Origin of the sequence: uncultured Roseovarius sp. (genome assembly GCF_947259555.1) — a bacterium.
Lineage (GTDB): Bacteria > Pseudomonadota > Alphaproteobacteria > Rhodobacterales > Rhodobacteraceae > Roseovarius.
In genome coordinates this window covers 1-18113 of sequence record NZ_CAMYMD010000077.1, presented here as the reverse complement: position 1 = coordinate 18113, position 18113 = coordinate 1, and the positions used below count along the sequence as shown (strand labels likewise).

Annotated in this window: 14 protein-coding genes and 1 pseudogene; 8 read left to right on the top strand and 7 right to left on the bottom strand. The window is 63.0% G+C overall.

Features of this window, described 5'->3' with window-relative positions; genetic code table 11:
* The first annotated feature begins 348 nt into the window (after positions 1-348).
* Positions 349-1242: a fructose bisphosphate aldolase gene (locus Q0X85_RS12760; protein WP_297772443.1), complete on the top strand. Its 894-nt coding sequence runs from the start codon at positions 349-351 to the stop codon at positions 1240-1242.
* A 39-nt stretch (positions 1243-1281) separates the two neighbouring features.
* On the opposite strand, the gene mfd is transcribed toward Q0X85_RS12760, so the two are convergent.
* The gene (mfd, locus tag Q0X85_RS12755) at positions 1282-4746 is read right to left on the bottom strand and encodes a transcription-repair coupling factor (protein WP_297772442.1); all 3465 of its coding nucleotides are present in this window, start codon (positions 4744-4746) and stop codon (positions 1282-1284) included.
* 43 nt (positions 4747-4789) lie between these two features.
* Positions 4790-5317, bottom strand: coding sequence for a component of SufBCD complex (locus Q0X85_RS12750; protein WP_297772441.1), 528 nt, complete (start codon positions 5315-5317; stop codon positions 4790-4792).
* 124 nt (positions 5318-5441) lie between these two features.
* Here Q0X85_RS12750 and hemB point away from each other — a divergent pair, with 124 nt between their 5' ends.
* Together hemB and Q0X85_RS12740 are read left to right on the top strand one after the other, a co-directional pair.
* Positions 5442-6443, top strand: coding sequence for a porphobilinogen synthase (gene hemB / locus Q0X85_RS12745; protein ID WP_297772440.1), 1002 nt, complete (start codon positions 5442-5444; stop codon positions 6441-6443).
* Between the two features lie 125 nt (positions 6444-6568).
* Positions 6569-7129, top strand: a complete 561-nt coding sequence (locus Q0X85_RS12740; protein WP_297772439.1) for a YSC84-related protein — start codon at positions 6569-6571, stop codon at positions 7127-7129.
* A gap of 39 nt (positions 7130-7168) precedes the next feature.
* Here the strand turns inward: Q0X85_RS12740 and Q0X85_RS12735 are convergent, their stop codons facing one another.
* Positions 7169-7438, bottom strand: a complete 270-nt coding sequence (locus Q0X85_RS12735) for an usg protein (protein ID WP_297772438.1) — start codon at positions 7436-7438, stop codon at positions 7169-7171.
* A 231-nt stretch (positions 7439-7669) separates the two neighbouring features.
* Between Q0X85_RS12735 and gyrA the strand changes: the two genes are divergently transcribed.
* The 3 genes and pseudogenes from gyrA to Q0X85_RS12720 form a co-directional block, all read left to right on the top strand.
* A complete protein-coding gene (gene gyrA, locus Q0X85_RS12730; RefSeq protein WP_297772437.1) occupies positions 7670-10351 on the top strand; it encodes a DNA gyrase subunit A in 2682 nt (893 codons plus the stop codon).
* 150 nt (positions 10352-10501) lie between these two features.
* Positions 10502-11086: a hypothetical protein gene (locus Q0X85_RS12725; RefSeq protein WP_297772436.1), complete on the top strand. Its 585-nt coding sequence runs from the start codon at positions 10502-10504 to the stop codon at positions 11084-11086.
* Between the two features lie 80 nt (positions 11087-11166).
* Positions 11167-11445 (top strand): annotated as a pseudogene (locus Q0X85_RS12720) (DUF6614 family protein); the annotation flags it as partial.
* Here the strand turns inward: Q0X85_RS12720 and Q0X85_RS12715 are convergent.
* From Q0X85_RS12715 to Q0X85_RS12700, 4 genes are all read right to left on the bottom strand, one after another.
* Positions 11439-11891 carry a helix-turn-helix domain-containing protein gene (locus Q0X85_RS12715; protein WP_297772446.1) on the bottom strand — a complete coding sequence of 151 codons (453 nt, stop codon included), beginning with the start codon at positions 11889-11891 and terminating at the stop codon, positions 11439-11441. The pseudogene Q0X85_RS12720 and the gene Q0X85_RS12715 overlap by 7 nt on opposite strands.
* Positions 11892-12192: 301 nt before the next feature.
* Positions 12193-12846 carry a bifunctional 4-hydroxy-2-oxoglutarate aldolase/2-dehydro-3-deoxy-phosphogluconate aldolase gene (eda, locus tag Q0X85_RS12710; RefSeq protein ID WP_297772435.1) on the bottom strand — a complete coding sequence of 218 codons (654 nt, stop codon included), beginning with the start codon at positions 12844-12846 and terminating at the stop codon, positions 12193-12195.
* Between the two features lie 4 nt (positions 12847-12850).
* Positions 12851-14659 carry a phosphogluconate dehydratase gene (gene edd, locus Q0X85_RS12705; RefSeq protein ID WP_297772434.1) on the bottom strand — a complete coding sequence of 603 codons (1809 nt, stop codon included), beginning with the start codon at positions 14657-14659 and terminating at the stop codon, positions 12851-12853.
* A 187-nt stretch (positions 14660-14846) separates the two neighbouring features.
* Positions 14847-15557, bottom strand: a complete 711-nt coding sequence (locus Q0X85_RS12700) for a GntR family transcriptional regulator (protein WP_297772433.1) — start codon at positions 15555-15557, stop codon at positions 14847-14849.
* A 226-nt stretch (positions 15558-15783) separates the two neighbouring features.
* On the opposite strand from Q0X85_RS12700, the gene Q0X85_RS12695 reads away from it, so the two are divergent.
* Positions 15784-16779: an ABC transporter ATP-binding protein gene (locus tag Q0X85_RS12695; RefSeq protein ID WP_297772432.1), complete on the top strand. Its 996-nt coding sequence runs from the start codon at positions 15784-15786 to the stop codon at positions 16777-16779.
* Positions 16780-16833: 54 nt separating this feature from the next.
* Positions 16834-18099, top strand: coding sequence for a PotD/PotF family extracellular solute-binding protein (locus Q0X85_RS12690; protein WP_297772444.1), 1266 nt, complete (start codon positions 16834-16836; stop codon positions 18097-18099).
* Positions 18100-18113 lie beyond the last annotated feature (14 nt).

Genomic DNA, 18113 nt, shown 5'->3' with positions numbered 1-18113 from the left:
TCAACGTCTCCGCAACGACCTGTGCCTTCAATTCAGGCGGCCAATTCCGCTTGCCATCCGAACGCCGCGGCAACTCTGCCAGAAACTCCCTTGTAGCTCCCATCGAGAAACTCCCCACAAATCAAAGAAGCCTCTGGATCGCAGATCAGGCGCTATGACGTAAGTGTGGGCGCGGCGCACCGGTTACACAGATGCGCGGATCACGGACAGTTAATTGCCAGCGATACAAGCCCGCGCAATGTGCATCAAACCGCGCGGCTCCGGTCATGTTAGCGCCACCACGATTGCAGGGCGCGCGACCCTCGCCTAAGAGGGCGCAAAACGTATCGTGACTCAGGGGGACCCGCCATGTCGCAAGCCGAGCAAAGACAGAAACTCCGCGAAGGACAGGGCTTTATCGCCGCACTCGATCAATCGGGCGGCTCCACGCCAAAAGCGCTGAGCCTCTACGGTGTCGAGGAGAGCGAATACAGCACCGACGCCGAAATGTTCGACCTCGTCCATGCGATGCGCGCGCGGATTGCACAAGCCCCGGCCTTTACCGGCGACAAGGTTCTTGGCGCGATTCTGTTCGAAATGACCATGGACCGCGACATCGGCGGCAAGCCCGCCCCTGACTACCTCTGGCAGGAGCGCGGCGTCGTGCCCTTTCTCAAGGTCGATAAGGGGCTCGCCGACAGCACCGATGGCGTCAAACTGATGAAGCCTATGCCGGATCTCGACGCGCTCCTTGCGCGCGGCGTCAAGGCGGGCATTTTCGGCACCAAGATGCGCTCGGTGATCGACGCGGCAAACCCGGCGGGGATCGAGGCCGTGGTGGAGCAGCAATTCAAGGTCGGGCTGCAGATCCTCGGTCACGGCCTCGTGCCGATCATCGAGCCTGAGGTCACGATCTCCATCGCCGACAAGGCCGAGGCCGAGGAGATCCTGCGCGGCGCGATCCTCGCGCAGCTCGACGCCCTGCCCGCAGATCAGGAAGTGATGCTCAAACTCACCCTGCCGGAAACCGACAATCTCTATGAGGCGCTCGTCAGTCATCCGCGGGTACTGCGCGTCGTGGCGCTTTCGGGCGGCTACAGCCGGGACGAGGCCAATGCGCGGCTGTCCCGCAACACCGGCGTGATCGCGAGCTTCAGCCGGGCGCTCACCGAGGGGCTCTCGGCCCGGCAGTCGGACGCGGAGTTCAACGCGACCATCGCCCGGTCCATCGACGACATCCGAAGCGCCTCGATCGCCGGCTGATCCCAAGAGTCAGAGCATCACAGGCGCGCCGGGGCGGGGTCAGCCCTTTGCCCCGGCGGTTTTCTTTTTCTCCGCCACGACCTTTTCCGCCAGATCGCGCGCGATGGCAAAGGCCCCCTTGATCCGGTCCGCCTCGCCCTTCCAGTCGCGACGCACGACGATCTTGTTGTCGCGCACCTTGGCCAGACCTTTCTGGTCGTTGATGAATGCCACCAAACCCTGCGGCGAGGCGAACTTGTCGTTGTGAAACTGGATCGTCGCGCCCTTGGGCCCGCCATCGAGCTTGGCAATCCCCGCCCGCTTGCACATCGCCTTGATCCGCACCACCAGCATCAGCATGTTGACCTCGCGCGGCAGCTTGCCGAACCGGTCAATGAGCTCGGCGGCAAAGCCTTCCATCTCGACCTTGCTCTCCAGGCCGCTCAAGCGGCGATAGAGCCCGAGACGCACGTCGAGATCGGGCACATAGGTCTCGGGAATGAGCACCGGCACGCCGAGGTTGATCTGCGGCGCCCATTGCTCATCGGCCTCCGACAGCCCGTCGATCTGGCCCGACTTGATCTTGGCAATCGCCTCTTCCAGCATGGATTGATAGAGCTCATAGCCCACATCGCGCATCTGCCCCGACTGTTCCTCGCCCAGGAGGTTCCCCGCCCCGCGAATGTCGAGATCCTGAGACGCGAGCGTGAACCCCGCCCCGAGCGTGTCGAGACTGCCCAGCACCCGCAGCCGCTTTTCCGCGCCGGGCGTCAGCGGCACGCGCGGCTTGGTCGTCAGATAGGCATAGGCGCGGGTCTTGGAGCGCCCCACCCTACCCCGGATCTGATAGAGCTGGCTCAGCCCGAACATGTCGGCGCGGTGGATGATCATCGTGTTGGCGGTCGGAATATCCAGCCCCGACTCAACGATCGTCGTGGCCAGCAGCACATCGTATTTGCCGTCGTAAAAGGCGTTCATCCGGTCATCGAGCTCTCCGGCGGCCATCTGCCCATGCGCCACCACATAGGACACCTCGGGCACCTGATTGGCCATGAACTCTTCGATCTCGGGCAGATCCTTGATGCGCGGGACCACGAAAAACGACTGCCCTCCCCGGTAATGCTCGCGCAGCAGCGCCTCGCGCACCGTCACCGTGTCGAACTCGCTCACATAGGTGCGGATCGACAGCCGGTCGACGGGCGGCGTGCCGATGATCGACAGGTCCCGCACGCCCGAGAGCGACAGTTGCAGCGTGCGCGGGATCGGCGTCGCGGTCAGCGTCAGCACATGCACGTCCGAGCGCAACTGCTTCAATCGCTCCTTATGCGCCACGCCGAACCGCTGTTCCTCGTCGATGATCAAGAGGCCCAGATTCTTGAAGCGCACGCTCTTGGCCAGCAGCGCATGCGTGCCCACCACGATATCGGCCTCGCCCCGGGCCATCGCCTCGCGGGTCTTGGTGGCCTCGCCCTGCGACACGAACCGCGACAACGGGCGCACATTGATCGGAAAGCCGCGAAACCGCTCGGCAAACTCCTTGAAATGCTGCCGCGCTAGTAGCGTCGTGGGCGCGATCACCGCCACCTGCAAGCCTGACATGGCCGCCACAAAGGCCGCGCGCATCGCCACCTCGGTCTTGCCAAAGCCCACATCGCCGCAAATCAGCCGGTCCATCGGGCGGCCCGCGCCCAGATCGGCCACCACATCCTCGATCGCGCGCAGCTGATCGTCGGTCTCCTGATAGGGAAAGCGCGCGGCGAACGCCTCCCAGGCGTGATGCTCGGCCTCGACCACCGGCGCGCGGCGCAATTCGCGCTCGGCGGCCACGCGGATGAGGCGGTCGGCCATCTCGCGGATACGCTCCTTGAGCCGGGCCTTCTTGGCCTGCCACGCGCCGCCGCCCAGCTTGTCGAGCAGACCTTCGTCGTGGCCATACCTGGACAGCAGTTCGATGTTTTCGACCGGCAGATAAAGTTTCGAGCTCTCGGCATATTCCAGCACCAGGCATTCATGCGCCGCGCCCGCCGCCGTGACCACCTCCAGCCCCAGATAGCGCCCGATCCCGTGATCCACGTGCACGACCAGATCGCCCTGACTGAGGGCCTGCGCCTCGGTCAGGAAATTGTCGGCCCGCCGCTTGCGCTTGGCCCCGCGAATGAGGCGCTCGCCCAGCACGTCCTGCTCGGCGATCACCGTCAGGTCGGGCGCCGTAAACCCCTGTTCCAGCGGCCAGACCGCCAGATGCAGCCCGCGCTTGCCCAAAGCCTTGGCGCTGCGGATGGTGACCGCACCCATCAGGCCCTCATCCTCCAACAGCCCCTCGATCCGCTCGCGCGCGCCCTCGGAATAGGACGCCACGACAACCGGCCCCTCGGCCATCCGCGCCTCGACATGATCCTTCAGGACACTGAAAAGGTTTACGTTTTCCTGCTGCCGTTCGGGCGCGAAACTGCGCCCGATGCGCCCGCCCGCGTCGATCACCCCCGGCCCGGTGGCCTGCGGCAGCGCCACGAATTGCAGCACCCGCCGATCCGCCACCGCCGCCTGCCACGCGTCGTCGTCAAGATAGAGCAGCCCGGGCGGCACCGGCTTGTAAACCGTGTCGCCGCGGTTCTTCTGGCTCAGCGCATGCTGGCGCGCCTCGTATTGATCGGTAATGCTCTCCCATCGGGCCACGCGCGCCGGTCCGACCTGATCGTCAAGCGTGATCGACGCCTCCGGCAGATAGTCGAAAATCAGCTCCAGCCGCTCGTGAAAGAACGGCAGCCAATGCTCGACCCCGGCATGTTTGCGCCCGGCGCTCACCGCCTCGTAAAGCGGATCGTCGGTGCCCGCCGCGCCGAACTCGATCCGGTAGTTCTGCCGGAACCGCCGGATCGCGGCCTCGTCCAGAATGACCTCCGACACCGGGGCCAGCTCAATCCGGTCCAGCGTCTCGGTGGTGCGCTGCGTGGCGGCATCGAACCGGCGCAGCCCGTCGAGGATATCGCCGAAGAGATCGAGCCGCACCGGCCCCGCCTCGCCCGGTGGATAGATGTCGATGATGCCGCCGCGCAGCGCGTAATCGCCGGGCTCGGTCACCGTGGGCGCCTGCGAAAACCCCATCCGCACCAGAAAATCGCGCAATGCCTTTTCATCAATGCGCTCGCCGACGGCGGCGGCAAAGGCGGCCTCGCGCAGCACCTCGCGCGCGGGCACCGCCTGCGTCGCCGCATTGAGCGTGGTCAGCAGCACGAACTGCTTGGGCGCGCCATGCACCAAAGTGGCCAGCGTCGCCATCCGCGTGGCAGAGATGTCGGCATTGGGCGACACCCGGTCATAGGGCAGGCAATCCCAGCCGGGAAAGCGGATGACCGGCAGGTCGGGGGCAAAGAACTCCAGCGCCGCCGCCATGGCCGCCATACGCTTGTCGTCGCGCGCGACATGGATGACCGGCCCGCCGGATTTGGTCGCTTCTTGCTGGATCAGCGAAGCATCAAAGCCCTCGGGCGCGCCGCCCACCGTGATATGCTGCGCTTTGCTCATGATTATCCTATGTCCCGTCTCACGCGCCACGGCGCGTCATTTGTCATCCAAGAACATTCGCATTCATGTTCTGGTACATGCCCCACATCGCGGTCACAAAGATCGAAAGCATGCCGATCAGCTGGATGACGAAGCGCTGTGTCTGGAACTGCTTGATCAGCGCGGCACCACGCGGCTGTTGCGCGGCGATGCGCCGCGCGGCCCGTACCGACAACGCACCGACAAGCAACAGGGGAAATCCGAGCAAGAAGACGGCCTGCGCGAACTCATTTCCGTAAACAAACCCGAGAAGTGCGAGCATGGTCATCAAGAAACCGATGATGGCCACCATGAAAAGCCCCGATTGGCGCATGACATATAAAATGCGGTTGGTGTTGATCCGCACCATGTCCTCGAAATCGGTCAGCGCCTCCTCCGAACGACTCTTGCGCGCGCGCACCGCCATGTCCCAAGGCACACCGAGCACCCAATGGCTGGCTGATGACCAAGTGACCGCAAGCGCGATCCAATACCAAAGGTTGCTGAAGGAACGCATGTCGATCAGCTCGAAAACAGTGTCATACCAATCCAATGCCGGGCCTCTTGGTCAATGTCGTCGCCTCTCTTAGCGCCGGTGCGCGGCAATTCCTACCCTTGAGATGCGCGAATTTCCATGCCACTCAATTGGCGGTCCGTCCTCGCCAGAAAGTCCGCCCATGCGCCCGACCCAAGCTGCCTTCCCTGCCACCCGCCTGCGCCGCACCCGCGCAACACCGTCCTTGCGCGCCATGGTGGCGGAAAACACCCTGACCGCGGGCGACCTCATCTGGCCGGTTTTTGTCCGCGATGGCGAGGGGGTGGAAGAGCCTGTTCCATCCATGCCGGGCGTATTTCGCCGCTCGATCGACCGTGTGGTCGAGGCCGCACGTGAGGCCGCCGATCTGGGTATTCCGGCTATTTGCCTGTTCCCCTTCACCTCCGCTGCCAATCGCACAACCGATTGCGCCGAGGCCTGGAACCCGGAAAACCTCAGCAACCGGGCCACCCGCGCGATCAAGGCAGCGGTGCCTGAGATTACTGTCATGACCGACGTGGCGCTCGATCCCTATTCCGACACCGGCCATGACGGGTTTGTGGTGGACGGCGAAATCGTTAACGACGCCACTGTCGAGGCGCTTGTGAAACAGGCGCTGTCACAGGCCGAGGCGGGTGTCGACATCATCGGGCCCTCGGACATGATGGACGGGCGCATCGGCGCCATTCGCACCGCACTCGAAGCCGCGGGTCACCATAACGTGATGATCATGTCCTATGCGGCCAAGTACGCCTCTGCCTTTTACGGGCCCTTCCGCGACGCGGTGGGCGCATCCAATGCCCTCAAGGGAGACAAGAAGACCTACCAGATGAATCCCGCCAACACCGACGAGGCGCTGCGTCTGATCGAGCGAGACCTGAGCGAGGGCGCGGACATGGTCATGGTCAAGCCGGGCCTGCCCTATCTCGATATCTGCCGGCGTGCGAAAGAAAATTTCGGCGCACCGACCTTCGCCTATCAGGTCTCGGGGGAATATGCGATGATCATGGCCGCCGCGCAAAACGGCTGGATCGATCAGGAACGTGCCATGCTGGAGAGCCTCATGTGCTTCAAGCGCGCAGGCTGCGACGGTGTCCTGAGCTATTTCGCACCCGCCGTCGCGCGGCTGATGAGCAAGGCGTGACGATGCGCGCAACATCCCGCCCATAACCACAAGCCCTAGTGACACCGGCACGCCCTGCCCCTATACTCTCGCACAGTCCGGCACCGCAAAAAGACCGGCCATCGAGGCAACAGACAGGCATAGCCATGACCCATATTTCACGACGCACCTTCACGCTCGGGCTGATGGCGGGCACGCCGCTATTGGCGGCCTGCGGTAATGGCGTGGGAAGCCCCGGCGCGGCGCGCATCGACGCGCGCGTGGATGCAACGCTGAGCCACATGTACGCGAACTATCCCAACACCCGCACGCTGGCGGAGAAGTCCACGGGCATCCTCGTCATGCCCGTGGTGACAGAGGCAAGCTTTATGGTCGGCGGCGGCTTTGGCCGTGGCGCGCTCCGGATCAACGATGTGACGGTTGACTACTACTCGGCAACCAAGGGCAGTGTTGGCCTCCAGATCGGCGCGCAGCAATTCGCGCATGTCCTCTTTTTCATGACCGAGGACGCGCTGGAACGTTTCCGCCGGTCATCGGGCTGGGCCGCGGGGGCCGATATCGAGTATGTCTTCAACGATCGGGGCGAGAACCTGCGTGCTGAAACCACGACCTCGACCAGCCCGGTGGTCGCCGTGATCTTTGGTCAGGCCGGTCTGCTTGCCGGCGTTTCGCTCGAAGGCATGAAGTACAACCGCATCATTCCGTGATCCGCTGGCGGCCCCGGTCTGGTGCCGGGGCAACGCCCGTCAGTGCAATGTGAACTCGCCGGACACGTTGCGCCATTCGCCGGGCGCAATGAGTTTGCGATGTGAAAAACGCACCGAATGCAGCGGTCCGTCGATCTCGCGCTGCCAGAATTCGATGAACTCGAACAGCTTTGGGTGGTCTGGGGCTAGGTCGTAATCCTGCCAGATATAGCTGTTGAGGACGCTTTGATAGTCGGGCATCCGGTAGAAGAATTCCGCCGTGGTCAATCCGTACCCTTTGAGCATCAGTTCGGTTTCAGATATCTCCATGAAAGTCGCTCCTGTATCTGCCTGTCCTCCGATGATGCCCGAAAGAAATTACTTTTCAATAAAAACAGTATGTTATCACTCACCATTGACCGCTGACAAAAGCCGCCTCCCTGCGCCATTGCACCCCATATCATGGCTCTGATATAGTCACGCCAACAAGATATAGCGCCAGATCACAGGACGGTAAAAAACGTGAGCGATACGCCTCAACCCCCTGAAAACACGGATGAAATGCCCCCCGCATATGACGGGCCCTCGGTTTCCATCACGCATGAGATGAAGACCTCCTATCTCGATTACGCGATGAGCGTGATCGTCAGCCGCGCGATCCCCGATCTGCGCGACGGCCTGAAACCTGTGCACCGGCGCATCCTCTATGCCATGCATGAGGGCGGCAATACCCATGACAAGCCCTACCGCAAGTCGGCGCGCGCCGTGGGCGACGTGATGGGCAAGTATCACCCGCACGGCGACAGCGCGATATATGACGCGCTGGTGCGTATGGCGCAGGATTTCTCGATGTCGCTGCCGCTGCTGGATGGTCAGGGCAATTTCGGCTCGATGGATGGCGATAACGCCGCGGCCATGCGCTATACCGAAGTGCGGATGGACAAGCCTGCGTCGTTCCTGCTGGCCGATATCGAGAAAGAGACCGTCGATTTTCAGGACAATTACGACGGCAAGGACCGCGAGCCGACGGTGCTGCCCGCGCGGTTCCCCAACATGCTGGTCAATGGCGCGGGCGGCATCGCCGTCGGCATGGCCACCAATATCCCGCCGCACAATCTGGGTGAGGTGGTGGACGCGACGCTGGCACTGATCGACAACCCCGATCTCGAGACCGAGGACCTGATCCAATACGTCCCCGGCCCGGACTTCCCCACCGGCGGCATCATGCTGGGCCGGTCGGGCGCGCGAAAGGCCTATCTGGAAGGGCGCGGCAGCGTTATCATCCGCTCCAAGACCCGCACCGAGGAAATCCGCAAGGATCGCTACGCCATCGTTATCGACGAGATCCCCTATCAGGTGAACAAGGCCAGCATGATCGAAAAGATCGCCGAGGCCGCCCGCGAAAAGCGCATTGAGGGTATCTCCCATGTGCAGGACGAGAGCGACCGCAACGGTGTGCGCGTGGTGGTCGAGCTCAAGCGCGACGCGACCCCCGAGGTGGTGCTCAACCAATTGTTCCGCTTCACCCCGATGCAGACCTCGTTCGGCTGCAACATGCTGGCCCTCAACGGCGGCAAGCCCGAGCAACTGACATTGCACCGCTTCCTGTCGCTGTTCATCATGTTCCGCGAGGAGGTGGTCGCGCGCCGCACCGCCTTTGATCTGCGCAAGGCGCGGGAACGCGCGCATGTGCTCTGCGGTCTGGCCGTCGCTGTGTCGAATGTCGATGAGGTGGTGGCGACCATCCGTTCCTCTGCCGACGCACCCGAGGCGCGGAAAAAACTGATGGAGCGGCGCTGGCCCGCGGGCGATATACTCGAATATATCGCGCTGATTGACGATCCCACCCATCGCGCCAACGAGGACGGCACCTATAACCTGTCTGAGACGCAGGCCCGCGCGATCCTCGACCTGCGCCTGCAACGCCTGACCCAACTGGGCGTCAAGGAAGTGACCGACGAGTTGCAGGAGCTCGCGGGCAAGATCAAGGATTACCTCGCCATCCTCGCCAGCCGCGAGCGGATCATGCAGATAATCCGCGACGAGCTAAGCGAGGTGCGCGAGCAGTTCGCCGTGCCGCGCCGCACCGAGATCGTGGACTGGTCCGGCGACATGGAGGACGAAGACCTCATCGAGCGCGAGGAGATGGTCGTCACCGTCACGCAGGGCGGCTATATCAAACGCACCGCGCTCGCGGATTTCCGCGCCCAGAAGCGCGGCGGCAAGGGCCTCAGCAGCATGGCCACCAAGGATGAAGACGTGGTGACCACGCTCTTCGTGGCCAATACCCATACGCCGCTTCTGGTCTTTACCACCGAAGGCATGGTCTACAAGCTAAAGACATGGCGTCTGCCGCTTGGTGGACGCACGTCGCGCGGAAAGGCCATCGTCAACATCCTGCCCATCCCCACCGGCGTCTCGATCGCCGCGATTATGCCGGTGGACCGCGCCGAAGAAGAGTGGGCCGACCTTCAGATCGTGTTCGCCACCTCGGCGGGCGATGTGCGGCGCAACGCGCTATCGGATTTCACCAATGTCATGCGCAACGGCAAGATCGCGATGGACCTGCCAGAGGGTGTGGAACTGGTCAATGCGCGCATCTGCTCGCCTGCCGATGACGTGATGCTGGTCACAAATTCGGGCCGCGCGATCCGCTTTGCGGTGCCTGATGTGCGGGTCTTCAAGGGCCGCAAATCCACCGGCGTGCGCGGCATCCGCCTGCAAAACGGCGCCCGCGTCGTATCCATGTCGGTGATCGGCCATTTCGAGGCGACCTCGGACGAACGCGCGGCCTATCTCAAGATGCGCCGTGCCGCCGCCGGGGCCCCCGAGGACGAGAGCGGCGAAGAGGACGGCAACGCCGATGCGGTGCTGAGCGCCGAGCGGTTCGAGGAGATGCAGGCCGCCGAGAACCTGATCCTGACAATCACAGCCAACGGTTCTGGCAAGCTGTCGTCGAGCCACGACTACCCGGTGCGCGGGCGCGGTGGCATGGGGGTCACGGCCATCGACAAGGCAATGCGCGGCGGGCCGCTCGTGGCCTCGTTCCCGGTGACGCTGGAGGACCAGATCATGCTTGCCACCTCGCGCGGGCAGTCGATCCGCGTGCCGGTGATGGGCATCTCGTTCCGTTCGCGCAGCGCGGGCGGGGTCAAGGTATTCAACACCGGCAAGGGCGAAGAGGTCGTCTCGGTCGCGTGGATCGCCGAACAGGCCGATGAGGATGGCGAGGCCGAGGGCTAAACGCCCCGGCCTTTGCCACCGCGCTTTTATTGGCCATCCTGCCGCCAAATTCTCGACAGATTTCTTTGGTTCAAGTGGATTTGCCGTTTCGCGGCATGGTTGTATCAGTGACTTCCGTTCTTCGAGACTCACAGCAAACGGATACCGCCCGTGCCCCATAAGAAAAGCGTACACGTCGACCAGACCGGCCTCAACTTGATCCGCATCATCATCGGGTCGTATTTCATGGCTCTTTCGCTCGATCTCGTGAAAGGATTCGACCCGGGCACGCTGTTTGCCACGTCTTTCTCTTCGTCGGTCGCAGACCTGCTCGGGTGCGCTCTTCTTTTGGGCCTGAGTGGCTGTTTCATGGCGGGCATTCAGCTCCGGCTCGCGGCACTCAGCCTCGCGCTGATGATCTTTTCATCCAGTCTTGTTCAGAATTTCGTCATCGTCACACCAGACAGTCTCTCTGCATTCTGGCGCGACCTGACATTGGCGGTCGCGGTGCTGTTAACCTATCTCACGCTGGGGCGGCATGAGCTGCGCCGCGCCTCGGTTCTGGCGCATCGCGCCCGGCTGCACCGGGTGTTGACGCACAAAACCATCAGGCCACGCCGGATCACGCCGCTTGCCGGGCAAAAACGGCCGATTCAGCAAGAAATACGCTATGCGCTCAGCATGCGCGCCCGATTGAAACGGCTGAAGTCACGCCCGCAAGACCCCGAGCCAGAGAATATTTTTGCCAACCTTTAGACGGCCGTGCCTCGGTTAACCCTCTATAAATCTGTCCGGGCCAAGATCGCAGTCAGCCCCTGCCGGGCAGGATATGACCGATGAACCTCTACTGCTGCTTGATAGAACTTAAACAGGATGCCAAGGCGCTTGCATTCGCAACGGCCCTGGAGGCTTGGATGTCGCATCTACAATCGCGCAGGGCCATTGGCCGCTGACGGCTTTGCCAACGAAGGTTGGACCTTGCCGCTGATGGCTACAGCGATTTCCTGCTTGAGATAGAATTGGCAGATCTCACCCAACTTGATCGGGCCTTTCGTCTCACCGGCAGCACCGATGATAAGACGGCCGCGCTGCATGAGCGTGTGCATACTCAGATCGGACGGGCCGACGCCGCTCTGTGCAGGCCCTTCCCTGACCCACTCGTGGATCGTCGCAGCGCAGGGCTCGTACTCGCGCGCCAGGCTTTCAACACTGCGCCCGGTTCGAGCCAGCGCAACCATCTGCTCCCTGAAGTCCGTCGGGTACGGGGTCCTCGTTCTCGGCATGAAAAACACTCTCCTTCATCAAGTGAAAAGTGTCCATCAAACCGGGGAAACTCCAACTCTTCGACGCCTTCGCTCATGTAACGCTCTTGCCAACGCCAGACGCAGGTCGTGGACGTGCCGGTCGTCGCCATGATCGCCGTGGGGCCGAGGCCCTCGCCACTCAGCAGCACGATCCGGCAGCGCCACACATGCCTTTGTGGCGACGATGGCTGAGAAATGACTGCCTCAAGCCGGGATTGATCCTTGTCAGAGACGGTGAAAGATATTCCTGTGCGCATCCTCGTGGCTCGCACAAAGCGCCCAAAATGGGAATCCCCATTCGGACTCCTTCGTTCCGCTCAATCCACCAGGTAAGTATGTAGCCCCCTATTTTTGATCATGGCGCACCAAATCTCGGCCGTTCTGCCGCCGTAAGGATAGACAATCACCTTGTCGTAACCCGGCGTGAATCGGACATGACCTGTGATCTCTGTCAATTTCCGGTCGACGGCGCATATTTCTCCGTGGCGGCATCTCGCGGAGGCGCAGTATTTAAAACGGTATCCTTACAGTCGCGCCTCGGCGTTGGCTCTGGGACCATCATCGGCTGCTCGTCACATGCGCCGCCTTGTGTGCGAGCGCCTCGATCGCGCTCCAATCGCCGATCGACACAAGATCCGGCGGTGCAATCCAGCTTCCGCCGACGCAGAGCACGTTGGGCAGGCTCAGGTAGCTTTTCGCATTGGCGGGGTTGATGCCGCCGGTGGGGCAAAAGGTGATCTGTGGCAGCGGCGCGCCGATGGCCTTGAGCGCGGGTGCACCGCCCGACGCCTCGGCAGGGAAAAACTTGAGCATGTCATAGCCGCGCGCGAGCAGCCGCATCGCCTCGGTCGCGGTGGCAGCGCCCGGCAGGAGCGGCAGGCCCTCTTCTTCGCACGCCGCCAGCAGATCATCCGTCGCCCCGGGCGAGACGCCAAAGGTTGCGCCCGCGGCCTTGGCGGCGCGGACATCCTCGGGGGTGATCAGCGTGCCGGCACCCACATGCCCGCCGGGCACTGCGCTCATGGCGCGGATCGCCTCGAGTGCGGCGGGCGTGCGCAGCGTGACCTCGAGCGCGGGCAACCCGCCCGCGATCAACGCCTCGGCGAGAGGGCGGGCGGTCGCCACATCCTCGATGACAAGGACCGGGACGATCGGGGCCAACGCGCAAATCTCACGGGTGCGGCGGCTGGCATCTCTTGGCGAAAGGACCATGGGTTCAGTCTCCGAAAATGCTGGCGCCGCTGGTGGCGGAGCCGACAGTGTTGCGGAACATGGCGAAAAGCTCGCGTCCCGTCCCCGCCTGAGAGGCCGAGAGATCAGCCTGCACCGGTGCCCGCGCCACCACATCCGGCGTCAGGATGTCGAGCACCCCGGCCTCGGCATCGACCCGCAGAATATCGCCGTCGCGCAGTTTTGCGATCGGCCCGCCCTCGACCGCTTCGGGGCTGACATGGATCGCGGCGGGCACCTTGCCCGAAGCGCCCGACATACGACCGTCGGTGACCAGCGCCACCTTCTGCCCGCGCCCCTGCAGGATCGACAAGAGCGGCGTCAGGCTGTGCAACTCGGGCATGCCATTGGCCTTTGGTCCCTGGAACCGGACAACGACGATCACGTCGCCGGTCAGTTCACCCGCCTTGAAGGCTGCCTTGACCTCCTCCTGATCGGCAAAGATCCGTATCGGTGCCTCGACGATCCGATGCTCGGGCGCCACCGCCGAGACCTTGATCACTGCCGTGCCCAGCGACCCCGAGAGCCGGCTGAGCCCGCCGGTCGGCTGGAACGGATCGCTCACGGGGCGCAGGATCCTGTCATTCAGGGTCGTGCCCGTGCCCGCCTGCCATGTCAGCCCCTCGGTGGTCAGCTTCGGCTCTTGCCGATACTGTCCCAGCCCGCCCCCGGCGACGGTCCTGGTATCGGGATGCAGCAACCCGTGGTCCAGCAACTCGCCGATCATGTAGCCCAGCCCGCCCGCGGCATGAAAATGGTTCACGTCGGCCAGCCCGTTGGGATAGACCCGGGCCATCAGGGGGGTGACCTCGCTCAGTTCCGAAAAATCCTGCCAGTCGAGCAAGATGCCGCCCGCGCGGGCCATGGCGATCAGATGAATGAGCAGGTTGGTTGACCCGCCGGTGGCATTGAGCCCGACGATGCCGTTGACGAAGGCACGCTCGTCCAGGATGTCGCAGACCGGCGTATAATCGTTGCCAAGCGCGCTGAGCGACAGCGCGCGCTTGGCACCCTCGACGGTGAGCGCGTCGCGCAGCCCGGTATTGGGGGTCACGAAGCTGGCACCCGGCAGGTGCAGCCCCATGAACTCCATCAGCATCTGGTTGGTGTTGGCGGTGCCGTAAAAGGTGCAGGTGCCCGGCCCGTGATACGAGGCCATCTCGGCCTGCATCAGCGCGTCGCGCCCAACCTCGCCATTGGCGAATCGCTGGCGCACCTTGGCCTTTTCGTCATTGGGCAGGCCGCTCTGCATCGGACCGGCGGGCAGGAACACCGCCGGCAGATGCCCAAAGGCCTGCGCCGCGATCACCAGCCCCGGCACGATCTTGTCACAAACCCCGAGGAATACGGCGGCATCAAAGGTGTTGTGGCTGAGCGCCACCGAGGCCGCGAGCGCGATCACGTCGCGCGAAAACAGCGACAGCTCCATCCCCGCTTCGCCTTGGGTCACGCCGTCGCACATCGCGGGCACACCGCCCGCCACCTGCGCCGTGCCGCCCGCCTCACGCGCCGCCTGACGGATCAGTTCGGGAAACCGCTCGAACGGCTGATGCGCCGAGAGCATGTCGTTATAGGCGGTCACAATGCCGAGATTGCCCGCGCTCGTGCCCGCCAACCGATCCTTGTCCGCGCCCGAGGCCGCATAGGCATGCGCCTGCCCGCTGCACGACAGATGCCCTCGCGCCGGACCATTTTCTCGGGCCTTCGCCATGCGCGACAGATGTGCGCTCCGGGTGGGTTCGCTGCGCGCGATGATACGGTCTGTCACGCGCGCAACCACTGGGTTCAGTGTCATCTACTGTGCCTCTCCCTTGCTGTGCGATCGGCTGCCGTCTGTCGGCCGACCTGCCTCGAACAGCCCAGCCACGGCCTTGTGTCACGCCTCGCACGACCTTGATTTTAGCGCTAACACAAATGTCCCTGCAAAGAAACCGGGCAACGGTTTTCGCAAGATGGGCGCAGACCTTCGCGTCTGCATCAGATCAGCGTGACAAAATCGCCTTCAGGCTCACGTCCGAATTTGGCACCTCGCGCAGATCAAGCGCGGCCACAATATCGACAAGATGACTTTTCATGAGATCTTCCGCGTCTTCGCCATCGCGCCGGCGGAACGCCTCCAAGAGGGCGTGGTGCGCGTGTTTCTCACAGAGCGCGCTATGACGCTTCCAGTAAAGCGCGATGATCAGCGAAGAGCGCGCAACCAGACGCTCGATGAAACCGGCGATCGTGGTTTGGTCTGCAATGCGCGAGATCTCGATGTGAAACTGCCCCGAAAGGCGAAGCGCCTTACCCGGCTCGGCGCGCTCCAGCGCGTCATGCTCGGCAGAGATATGCGCCTCCAGTGTCCGCAGCGCCGGCTCTGTCATGCGCTCGGCGGCAGAGCGGGCGGTGCGCGGCTCCAATAGTGCGCGTGCCTCGAACACCTCGCGTGCCTCGCGGATTGTGGGCTTGGCGACAAAGGCACCGCGATTGCGGCGCAATTCGACCAGTTCTTCGTGCGACAACGCCTGAAGAGCGGAACGCACTACGGTGCGCGATACATTGAAAATATCGCTCAACTCATCCTCGCCCAACTTGGTGCCGGGCACGAGACGGTGCTCGTGTATCGCCTGAGACAAGGCCACGACGATGCCGGCGCTCGCCCCGCTGACGGTGGTCTGGGTGAAAACGGGTGTTTCGGTCGAGTGATTCATGCGCCTGCTCCTGCCACCATCATGACGGAGCATCTGACTGCGCACAATACGCCTCAAAATCACACTCAGTGAACTTATAGATTGTATACATATATTGCGCACAATTATTCGGCACGGAGCTACATGCCGCGCGGAAAAACCCGGCACAGTCAAAAATCCGTCGCGCCTGCCAAGACAAATCCATTGCGCCACCCGGCTCGACATTCAGGGATGAACGCAACCCCACATGGATGTACTCATGCCACATTCCGCCGATCTAGAATTCGTCTCCCTGACCAAACGCTACGGTAAAACCGTTGCGGTCGATGCGATCTCGCATCACTTCAAGGCGGGCACCTATGCCTGCCTTCTGGGGCCGTCGGGCTGTGGCAAGTCCTCCACCCTGCGGATGATCGCGGGACACGAGGACGTCAGTGACGGGGCCATCGTGCTATCGGGGCGCGACATATCCCACCTGGCGCCCGCGCGGCGCGGCACGGCGATGATGTTTCAAAGCTATGCGCTCTTTCCGCATCTCAATGTGCGCGACAACGTGGCCTTCAGCCTGCGCATGGCAGGGCAGGACAAGGCCACGCGCCTTTCCCGAGCAGATGAAATGCTCGACCTCGTCGAGATGACGCAATACGCGGACCGCAAGCCCGATCAGTTGTCCGGCGGGCAGCAGCAGCGCGTGGCCCTTGCGCGCGCGCTCATCACCCGACCGCAGGTCTTGCTGCTGGACGAGCCGCTCTCGGCACTCGATCCGTTCCTGCGCATCCGCATGCGTACGGAACTGAAACGGTTGCAACGCGATCTCGGCATCAGCTTCATCCATGTGACCCACGGGCAGGATGAGGCACTGGCCCTCGCCGACGAGATCATCGTGATGAACGACGCGCGCATCGAGCAGGCGGGCCCCGCACGCGAGGTGTTCAACGCGCCGCGCACCGCCTTTGTCGCGCGCTTCATGGGCGGGCACAACGTGCTGCACCTGCCGCAAGGCCAGATTGCCCTGCGCTCTGACGTCATGTCCATCACCTCGCCCGAGGCCGGACGGATCGACGGGCGTATCACCGGAATCGAATACCAGGGCACGCATGTCGCGCTCATTTCCGTGGTCGCGGGCGACCAGGAGGTGACGGCGCTTTTGCCCGAGCGCGAGTTTTTCCAGAACCCTCGGGAGTTGGGCGAGGTGATCGGTCTGGGATGGGACGACCGGGCCGCGCATCCGATTTCCGCCTGAAGACTGAAGACCCGAGTCAAAAAACCACAACGGAGAGGACCAACCATGACGACGATCTGCAAGACCCGCTACAGCCGCCGCGCCCTGTTGAAATCAGGAGGCGCAGCACTTGCAGCCTCTGCCCTGCCCGCCCCGATGGTCTGGGGTCAGGAGGGCAAGGATATCGTGCTGCGCCAATTCGGCACCGGGGTGTCGAACCTCAACGAGGTGGCGACCAAGGTGAAAGAGGATCTGGGCATCACGCTGGAGATGACCGCGCTCGACACCGACAGCGTAACGCAGCGTGCCGCCACACAACCCGATAGCTTCGACATCGCCGATATCGAGTACTTCGTCTGTAGAAAGGTCTGGCCGACCGGCAACCTGCAAGCGATGGATGCCGGCCGGATCGAGAATTACGACAAGATCGTCGGCATTTTCCGCGACGGCAAACTGACCCCCGACAGCGAGATCGCGCAGGGCACCGCCCCGCATACCGTCGGCTTTGTCGAAGGGCCGGGCGGCACTGACTTCGTGGATACCGAAAGCGGCTGGATGACGCTGATCCCCACGATCTACAACGCCGATACGCTCGGCATCCGCCCCGATCTGATCGGGCGTCCGATCGAAAGCTGGACCGAGCTGCTGAACCCCGAGTTCAAGGGCAAGGCGTCGATCCTCGACATATCCTCGATCGGGATCATGGACATGGCGATGGTCTGCGAGGCGATGGGCGAGATCACCTATGGCAACAAGGGTAACATGACCCGCGAGGAGATCGACAAGACCATCGCGATCTTTACGGATGCCAAGAAAGCGGGCCAGTTCCGCGCATTCTGGAAAACCTTCGATGAGAGTGTGAACCTGATGGCGAGCGGAGAGGTGGTGATCCAGTCGATGTGGTCGCCCGCCATCACGGCAGTGCGTTCGCGCGATATTCCTTGCGTCTACCAGCCGCTGAAAGAGGGTTATCGTTCATGGGGCGGCGGCATCGGGCTGTCGGCGTCACTTTCGGGAATGGAGCTGGATGCAGCCTATGACTATATCAACTGGTATCTCAGTGGCTGGGTCGGCGGCTTTCTGATGCGGCAGGGGTATTACTCGGCGGTGCCCGAAACCTCCAAGGCGTTCATGAGCGAGAACGAATGGGGCTACTGGTTCGAGGGCAAGGAAAGCACCGACGTGATCACCTCGCCCTTTGGCGACACGCTCGCAGAGGCGGGCGAGGTGCGCGACGGCGGATCGTTCTACGACCGGATGGGGGCCGTGGCCTGCTGGAATTCGGTGATGGATGAAAACCAGTACATGGTGCGCAAGTGGAATGAGTTCATCGCCGCGTGAGTGAGGTGTCGGAT

What these genes read in the sequence shown, in the direction of transcription:
- Q0X85_RS12760 (WP_297772443.1), top strand. Translation starts at nt 349, where the DNA reads ATGTCGCAAGCCGAGCAAAGACAGAAACTCCGCGAAGGACAGGGCTTT.
- Q0X85_RS12695 (WP_297772432.1), top strand. Translation starts at nt 15,784, where the DNA reads ATGGATGTACTCATGCCACATTCCGCCGATCTAGAATTCGTCTCCCTG.
- Q0X85_RS12715 (WP_297772446.1), bottom strand. Translation starts at nt 11,891, where the DNA reads ATGCGCACAGGAATATCTTTCACCGTCTCTGACAAGGATCAATCCCGG.
- Q0X85_RS12700 (WP_297772433.1), bottom strand. Translation starts at nt 15,557, where the DNA reads ATGAATCACTCGACCGAAACACCCGTTTTCACCCAGACCACCGTCAGC.
- hemB (WP_297772440.1), top strand. Translation starts at nt 5,442, where the DNA reads ATGCGCCCGACCCAAGCTGCCTTCCCTGCCACCCGCCTGCGCCGCACC.
- gyrA (WP_297772437.1), top strand. Translation starts at nt 7,670, where the DNA reads ATGCCCCCCGCATATGACGGGCCCTCGGTTTCCATCACGCATGAGATG.
- Q0X85_RS12740 (WP_297772439.1), top strand. Translation starts at nt 6,569, where the DNA reads ATGACCCATATTTCACGACGCACCTTCACGCTCGGGCTGATGGCGGGC.
- mfd (WP_297772442.1), bottom strand. Translation starts at nt 4,746, where the DNA reads ATGAGCAAAGCGCAGCATATCACGGTGGGCGGCGCGCCCGAGGGCTTT.
- Q0X85_RS12735 (WP_297772438.1), bottom strand. Translation starts at nt 7,438, where the DNA reads ATGGAGATATCTGAAACCGAACTGATGCTCAAAGGGTACGGATTGACC.
- edd (WP_297772434.1), bottom strand. Translation starts at nt 14,659, where the DNA reads ATGACACTGAACCCAGTGGTTGCGCGCGTGACAGACCGTATCATCGCG.
- eda (WP_297772435.1), bottom strand. Translation starts at nt 12,846, where the DNA reads ATGGTCCTTTCGCCAAGAGATGCCAGCCGCCGCACCCGTGAGATTTGC.